Source organism: Mesorhizobium sp. M7A.F.Ca.US.006.04.2.1, from assembly GCF_004022915.1.
Taxonomy (GTDB): Bacteria; Pseudomonadota; Alphaproteobacteria; order Rhizobiales; family Rhizobiaceae; genus Mesorhizobium; species Mesorhizobium ciceri.
Genome location: NZ_RZQA01000390.1, coordinates 1 through 5809, shown reverse-complemented (window position 1 = coordinate 5809; position 5809 = coordinate 1). Strand labels below are relative to the sequence as shown.

The window sequence follows — 5809 nt, the reverse complement described above, 5'->3', positions numbered from 1 at the left end:
GCGTCTTCATGGCATGTCTCCGGTTGGAATTGTCCCTCGGACAATCCAACGTCGCTTGGGCACTCCGGTTGCAGGTCATGAGGAAGAAGCCTGCGCGTGTCGCCTCGATTACCCGAACCGCGGCGGCTGACCAGAGCTACCTTTCAGTGGCAGCAAGCCTCGCCATATTGCAGCTGCTCGTTCCAGTTCGGGCGGCCTTCAGGCGTGAAATCCATCAGGTTCCAAAGCGTTTCGCAGGTGCCGAGGCCACGCGGATCCTGACCGGGCTCCGTCGGTGCGAAATCCAGTTCCGAACTCCAGAAATGGCGTATGCCGTCGGGGTCGCGGTGAAACACCGACAGCAGCGGGATCTGTGAGCCGTCGGCCGCCTCCGCATTGTAGTCGCGCTTGAAGCTGTTGGCCGCCGAAGACACCAGCCGCATGTTGCGCCAGCCCCGATCTCGACCGAGCGTGACCAGGTTTTCGAGCGCGGTCTTGCCCACCACCGCGAAATTGAAGCCGGCCGCCTGGAGATGCCCGACCGCGCCGTCGAACTGATCGAGCAATGCCGTGCAGGACGGACATGGCTGGTCCGGTCGGGCGAGCTTCGCCGTGCCGCCGCTGGTCGCCACATCGCGCTTCTCCTGCGGGTGGCGCGGGAACATCATGTTGTAGAGGATCAGGCTGTCCTTGCCGGGCGCGAACAGCTCCGACAGCCTTGTCTTCGCGGGCTTGCCCTGGGCATTCAGTGCGTCGAATTCATAGTCCTGGCGGATCGGCCCGCCCGGCGGCAGCGCGCGCCGGGCCTCGGCGACCTCTTCCATGGCGCGGCGCAGCTCGATTTCCTTCTTCAGCAATTTTTCGCGCGCGGTGCGGTATTTCGCGGATTCGTTGGGAAAGGTGATCATGATCGGCTCCTTCAAGTCGCGGCGCCGGCGTCCCGGCGCGGTTGCTCTGCGACCCAAGGACGTTTGGCGGTGATCGGCTCCGACATTTATTGCGCATGGTGATATGTCGTAATCCCTGTTCGGGCAGCGTGATCCGGGGGACGAAATGCACGACGACGAGATCGATCTGCGCTGCCCGCAAGTGGTGGCCGACAATGCCGCCAAGGGCCTCAGACTGCGCGGAGAATTCGGCCGCGGCGGCACCGAGATCGGCGTCGCCCGCGCCACCGAACTGAAGAACCGGGAAAAGCTCGCGCCCTCCACCATTCGCCGCATGGTCAGCTATTTCGCCCGCCACGAGGTCGACAAGCGCGGCAGGAACTACGGCAATGAGCAGAACCCTTCGGCCGGCTACATCGCCTGGCTGCTGTGGGGCGGCGACGAAGGCCGCACCTGGGCGCTTGATCTCAAGCAGAAGATAGGCAACGCGCCGGACATCTGACAACGGTCCGCACTACGCCGACCGCTCCTCACCCCTTCACACCGCCGGCGGTCAGGCCGGAGACGATCTTGCGCTGGAAGATCAGCACCAGCACCACCAGCGGCACCGTGACGATCACCGAGGCGGCCATGATGTTGCCCCAGGGGATCTCGAACTGCGAGTTGCCGGAGAGCAGCGCGATCGCCACCGGCACGGTCCGCTGTGCGTTGTTGGAGGTGAAGGTCAGGGCGAACAGGAACTCGTTCCACGCACCGATGAAGGCCAGCAGTCCGGTGGTCGCCAGCGCCGGCCACATCAGCGGCAGGAAGACCCGGGTGACGATGATCCACGGCGTCGCGCCATCGAGGATCGCCGCCTCCTCGACCTCGACCGGCAGGTCGCGGACGAAGGTGGTGAGCACCCAGACGGTGAACGGCAAGGTGAAGATCATGTAGGAGAAGATCAGCGCGAACAGCGAATTGTAGAGGCCGAAGATGCGGACCAGTTCGAACAGCCCGGCCAGCAGCGCCACCTGCGGGAACATCGACACCGACAGGATGATGAACAGCAGGGCCGAGCGGCCGCGGAATCGAATGCGCGCCAGCGCGTAGGCTGATGTGACGCCGAGCAACAGCGACAGCGCGACGACTGCGCCGGAGACGAAGAGCGAGTTCGCGAGGTTGCGCACGAAGGCGCCCTCGGTCAGCACATGCCGGTAATTGGCGAAACTGATCGTCGTTGGCCACAGATCAGCCCGGAACAGGTCGGTCCCGGATTTCAGGCTGGTGACGATCGCGTAATAGAACGGGAACACCGCGACGAAGACGATTCCCGCGACCAGCAGATAAAAGGCCGTGCGCTTCACGATCCACATCTCAGCGGTCCCCGTCCAGGCTGATCCGGCCGATCCGGATGGTGACGATGGTAAGCAGAGCGAGGATGAGGAAGAGCAGGGTCGAGGCGGCGGAGCCATAGGCGAATTTGTCGAACTCGAACAGGTTCTCGCGCGCGAACACCGACATCGACTTGGTGTGCACATTGTTAGGGGTCAGCACATAGATCAGGTCGAAGATACGCAGCGCATCGAGCGCGCGGAAGATCACCGCCACCAACAGCGCGGGGCGGATCAGCGGCAAGGTCACCCGCCAGAAGATCTGCCAGGGGTTGGCGCCGTCGAGCCTGGCGACCTCGATGATCTCCCTCGGCAGCATCTGCAGCGCGGCCAGGATGAGCAGCGTCATGAATGGCGTCGCCTTCCAGATATCGACGATGAGGACCGCCGCCATCGCGGTGTCGGCGTTGGCCGTCCAGGCGATCTTGGTGCTGATCAGGCCAAGATTGAGCAGCACCACATTGATGATGCCGAACTGGTCGTTGAGCATCCATTGCCACATCTTCGCCGAGACGATCGTCGGGATCGCCCAGGGGATCAGGATCGCCGCCCTGACGATGCCGCGGCCTGGGAATTCGGCGTTGAGAACCAGGGCAACGATGGTGCCGAGGATGGTCTCACAGGTCACCGAAATCACGGTGAAGCGCACCGTGTTCCAGACGGCACGCCACCAGACAGGGTCGACCAGCAACCCGTCATAGAGGGTCCGGCCGCTTGGCATGTGAAGTACCGAAAAGTAATTGGCGAAGCCGACCCATTGGCGCGCGTCGAGATCGGCCAGCGAGGCGTCGGTGAAGCTGAAATAGACCGTGCGGGCAAGCGGCCAGCCGGCCGCCGCGGCGAGCACCAGAAGCATTGGCGCCAGGAAAAGCCACGCCGAGCGAACGCGCTGTGCCCTCAACGGCGCGTGCGCGGCCTTGGCTGTTTCCGGTTTCATCCCTGTCATCTCGCTCCGCTCGCTGCGGTCCCGCCGGCCGGCTGTCCCAGTATCATCACCAGCCTCGGCCCTTCAGCTTGGTCAGCGTCGCTTCGAGGTCGGCCAGATTGTCGGCGGCAGTGCCGTCGCCCGAGAGAGTGTTGTGAACAGCGTTCCAGAACTGGCTCGACGCCTCGTTGTATTTGATCCTGGTCGCGGCCGAGGGGCGCGGCACCGCATTGAGAAAGATCTGCTTCCAGCGCGGAATAATCGGGTGTTGCCTGGCGATGTCGGCATCGTCATACAGCGCCTGGATGGTAGGCAGGTTGGACGTCTTCAGCGCGCGGTATTTCTGCATCGCGGGCGAGGCAATGAACTTGACCAGCTCGATCGCGGCATCCGGATGCTTCGAATATTTGGAGACCGCGAGGTTCCAGCCACCCAGCGTCGCGACCGGTCGGGCGCCTTCGCCGGTGCCGGCCGGCAGCGGCGCCACGTCGAACTTGCCCTTGATCGGCGAGCCCTCGCCGTTGCCGAGCGCATAGGCATAGGGCCAGTTGCGCATGAACACCGCGTTGCCGGTCTGCCAGACGCCGCGCGATTCCTCTTCCTGGTAGGCGAGCACGCCGGGCGGCGCGATGGTCCCAACCCAGCCCTTGACCATATCGAGCACCGCCGCCGCTTTTGGATTGCTGATGGAGATGGAGCCGTCCGGCTCGATGATCTGGCCGCCGCCATTCGACATCACCCATTCGAGCGCGTTGCAGGTCAGCCCCTCATAGGCGTTGCCCTGAAAGACGAAGCCCCAGATATCCCGATTGCCGGCTGCACGTTCCTTATCCATGACCAGCCTGGCGGTGTCCGCCAGTTCCTTCCAGGTGGCCGGCACCTTGGCGCCATATTTGTCGAGGAGATCCTTGCGGTAGTAGAGCGCCGGCGCATCGGTGAAGATCGGCAAGGCGACCAGCTTGCCGTTGACGGTCTGCGACTGGATGATCGACGGGAAATGCTCGGCCACGATGTCCCTGGTCGCTGCGGTCAAATCGACGAACTGGCTGGCGAGCTGCGGCGCCCAGATCACGTCCGTCTGGTAGACGTCGATGTCGCTGTTTCCGGCGGCAAGCCACAGCCGGTACTGGCCGAACTGGTCGGTCCCGGACGTCGGCATGACGACGATGTTGACCTTGTTGCCGCTGTCTTTCTCGTAACGGTCGAGGATCTCGCGCAGCACCTTGATGCCGTCGCCGGTATCGCCCGACACCATCGACAGCTCGACGGCCCGCGCCGGCGTACCAACCAGCATGGCGGCGACGCCGAGCGCCAGGAATGCGTGAGAAAACTTCATGGTGATGGACGTCCCTCCGCGGCCGGCCACGGAAAATCCTCCCACGCGCCGGCAGCTTGTCAGGCCCTCACCTCCCATTGAATGCGAAGCGGCGCTTTGGGTTCCCAAATCGCGCCGTTCCTGCGTGAGGCGACACCCATCAGGGGGTGTTGAGATTCAGGTCAGGCCGAGTCGAAAATGGTGGTTTCCGAGAACCGGAGCGGAGCGTACTTTTGGGTACGTGAGCACCGGAAGCGCAGGAAGCCATCATTTGCGGGCCGGCATCACCTGAATATCAGCACCCTAGCCTTCCCAGGCGACAGGCATCATACCCAGCCGCTCATAGAGCCGGACGGCGGCGGGATTCTCGACCGTGTTGGTCTTGAGGTCGACATGGTCGGCGCCGCGTTCGCGAAAAACGGCGAAGGCGTGCCACATCAGCGCTTCGGCAACACCCTTGCCGCGCGCCTCGGGATGAACGGCAAGATCCTTGACGAAGGCGCGGGTCCAGCACAGCGCCGCCGCCGCCAGCCGGCCCTTGGCGTCGATGACGAGGAAGCACAGCGCCGGGTCGAATTCGGGATCGTCCGCGATACGCGGCCACCACTCGTCGAACGGACCATCGGCGCCGTCATCGAACACTTCCGTCAAAAGCGCATGCAGGGCGGGCGCGTCACCAGGCTCGAAACTGCGCATGACAAAGCCGTCGGGCCAGTGCGGCGGAACCAGCGTCTCGTCGAGGATCTTGCGCAGCCGGATGTCGTTCAGGGCCGGCGGGCGCGGTTCTGGCATCGCGCTCAGGCGTCGGGTTGCAGGCGACGGCGCTGGCGGTCGCGGCCAAGGCCGGTCGCCTCGAGCAGGCCCTTGCGCTTGGCGTCGTAATAGTAGCCGGTCTGATAGAGCCAGTCGGCCTTCTTGGCGTTGCCGCCGGCCACCAGCCAGGCGCCGCGCAGATATTTGACCGCGTATTTTAGATTGGTTTCGGCGTCGAACAGGCCCTTGGCCGGTCCGTCATAGCCCATGCCGCGTGCCGTCGCGTGCTTGATCTGCATCAGTCCCCAATGGCCGTTGTTGTAGGCTTTCGGGTTGAAGGTGCTCTCGCGGTTGACGACATGGCGCACCAGGTCCACCGGCACCTGGTAGATCGCCGCATATTTCTCGATCAGCCGCTCGACATCGCCACGCACGCCCGTCGCGTGTTCTTCTTGCACGGGCCCTGCCGGAAACTGGACCAGGGCCGCCGGGTTCTGCGGCACGACATAGGCGACCTGCTGGACGCCGGGCATGCGGTCGCCCTTGGCGGTTGCCGGCACGATCCGCCCCGCGGTCG

The 5809-nt window shown here is 64.2% G+C and carries 7 protein-coding genes; 1 reads left to right on the top strand and 6 read right to left on the bottom strand.

What is annotated here, in order from left to right; genetic code table 11:
• Window positions 1-143: 143 nt before the first annotated feature.
• Window positions 144-887 (bottom strand): DUF899 family protein, encoded by a 744-nt coding sequence (locus EN925_RS20350; protein WP_164753717.1) that lies wholly within the window; start codon window positions 885-887, stop codon window positions 144-146.
• A gap of 145 nt (window positions 888-1032) precedes the next feature.
• On the opposite strand from EN925_RS20350, the gene EN925_RS20345 reads away from it, so the two are divergent.
• Window positions 1033-1368 carry a hypothetical protein gene (locus EN925_RS20345; protein ID WP_013530101.1) on the top strand — a complete coding sequence of 112 codons (336 nt, stop codon included), beginning with the start codon at window positions 1033-1035 and terminating at the stop codon, window positions 1366-1368.
• 28 nt (window positions 1369-1396) lie between these two features.
• Here the strand turns inward: EN925_RS20345 and EN925_RS20340 are convergent, their stop codons facing one another.
• The 5 genes from EN925_RS20340 to EN925_RS20320 all read right to left on the bottom strand — a co-directional run.
• Window positions 1397-2221, bottom strand: a complete 825-nt coding sequence (locus EN925_RS20340) for a carbohydrate ABC transporter permease (RefSeq protein ID WP_128336852.1) — start codon at window positions 2219-2221, stop codon at window positions 1397-1399.
• 1 nt (window position 2222) lies between these two features.
• Window positions 2223-3185, bottom strand: coding sequence for a sugar ABC transporter permease (locus EN925_RS20335; RefSeq protein ID WP_127368176.1), 963 nt, complete (start codon window positions 3183-3185; stop codon window positions 2223-2225).
• Between the two features lie 46 nt (window positions 3186-3231).
• On the bottom strand, window positions 3232-4500 hold the full coding sequence (locus EN925_RS20330; protein WP_127368175.1) for an ABC transporter substrate-binding protein: 1269 nt from the start codon (window positions 4498-4500) through the stop codon (window positions 3232-3234).
• A gap of 282 nt (window positions 4501-4782) precedes the next feature.
• On the bottom strand, window positions 4783-5271 hold the full coding sequence (locus EN925_RS20325) for a GNAT family N-acetyltransferase (RefSeq protein WP_024504138.1): 489 nt from the start codon (window positions 5269-5271) through the stop codon (window positions 4783-4785).
• Window positions 5272-5276: 5 nt separating this feature from the next.
• Window positions 5277-5809, bottom strand: a 533-nt coding sequence (locus EN925_RS20320; RefSeq protein WP_164894297.1) for a lytic transglycosylase domain-containing protein, incomplete at its 5' end; no start/stop codon positions are given.